The organism is Acidovorax sp. HMWF018, assembly GCF_003061035.1.
Lineage (GTDB): Bacteria > Pseudomonadota > Gammaproteobacteria > Burkholderiales > Burkholderiaceae_C > Acidovorax > Acidovorax delafieldii.
Genome location: NZ_QAIM01000292.1, coordinates 1 through 1,148 on the forward strand (window position 1 = coordinate 1; position 1,148 = coordinate 1,148).

The 1,148-nt window shown below is 62.5% G+C and carries 2 protein-coding genes; one reads left to right on the forward strand and one right to left on the reverse strand.

All coding sequences use genetic code 11. The features are described 5' to 3' along the window. Window positions 1-143: 143 nt before the first annotated feature. Window positions 144-449 carry a hypothetical protein gene (locus DBR23_RS10840; protein WP_056743217.1) on the forward strand — a complete coding sequence of 102 codons (306 nt, stop codon included), beginning with the start codon at window positions 144-146 and terminating at the stop codon, window positions 447-449. An 84-nt stretch (window positions 450-533) separates the two neighbouring features. Here the strand turns inward: DBR23_RS10840 and DBR23_RS10845 are convergent, their stop codons facing one another. After that, window positions 534-1,094, reverse strand: coding sequence for a YaeQ family protein (locus DBR23_RS10845; RefSeq protein WP_056742839.1), 561 nt, complete (start codon window positions 1,092-1,094; stop codon window positions 534-536). Window positions 1,095-1,148 lie beyond the last annotated feature (54 nt).

The following is a 1,148-nucleotide window of genomic DNA, read 5'->3' on the forward strand; positions in this document are numbered from 1 at the left end:
ACGCTGGAGCACTCGGCCTGGCGTTTCAACCGGTACGCAGAGCGTGCAGCAGAGGGCGTGACTTTGCCGGGGGCTGCCAACGGCGGGGCGGGTTGATGGGCCATGGGCTGTACGCAGGCCCGGCAAACCGCTATGGTGTTGCCATGCTGCGCCTGACCCAAGCCCCGAACATTGCGATCGCCACCCTGTGGGCAGACCTGCTGTGTGAGGCGGGCATGGCAGCCTCAGTGCAGCGCCAGTACCTGGCCGCCGCCGCTGGGCACTTGCCGCCCGACCAGTGCCTGCCCGAAATCTGGCTGGACCACGACGAGCACGCCACGCGTGCCCAGGCCTTGCTGCAACAACTACAAGACCTGCCGCAGCGCCACTGGGCCTGCCGCTGCGGCGAGATCGTGGAAGGCGGGTTCGAGCAGTGCTGGCATTGCGGAACGCTCATGCCGCGCGATTGAGATTCGCGCGGCTAATTGCTATGTATTTAATAGCTGCTTAGGCAAATAGAACCGGCGCCATCAGGCATTTCGGTCCAAAATGCCTCACTTCCAGCGCACAGGCTCCACATGCACGCTGCCTTGTGTGCTGCTGAGGGTGATGGATCCTTCCTGCACTGTGGCCTGCAGCTGCATGCTGCGCTCGGCCAGCTGTGCCAGCGCTTGCGACGCCTCGGTCGGAATGCGCCAGACCTGCAGCTTGTCCAGCCGCGAAAGCTTGGTTTCAATGCCCTTCCACCAGATCTCGGCCGCGTGGTTGAAGCAGTACACGATTACCGAGTCAGCCTTGCTGCAGGCTTTCGTCAGCGGCTTGTCTTCCGGCTGCCCTACTTCGATCCACACGCGTTTGCGGCCGGTAAAGTCCGTCAGCGATGCATCTGGGTCATCCGGGTCCGACAGCCCTGCGCCGAACGCGAGTGTGGCGTCGCCATTGCACAGGTCATTGAGCTGGTGCGCCTGAATGGCCAGGGCTGCCAGCCGCACCATCATGCGCTCGTCGGTTTCGCTGGGGTGGCGTGCCAGGGTGAGCGCATGGTCGGCGTAGTAGCCGTGGTCGATGTCGGCGATCGCAAGGTTCGCTTTGAATATCGTGGATTTGATCGCCATTCTCAGCGGGTTCCTTCAACAAAAACTTCTACATCAGAGCCATTGCTCCGACGT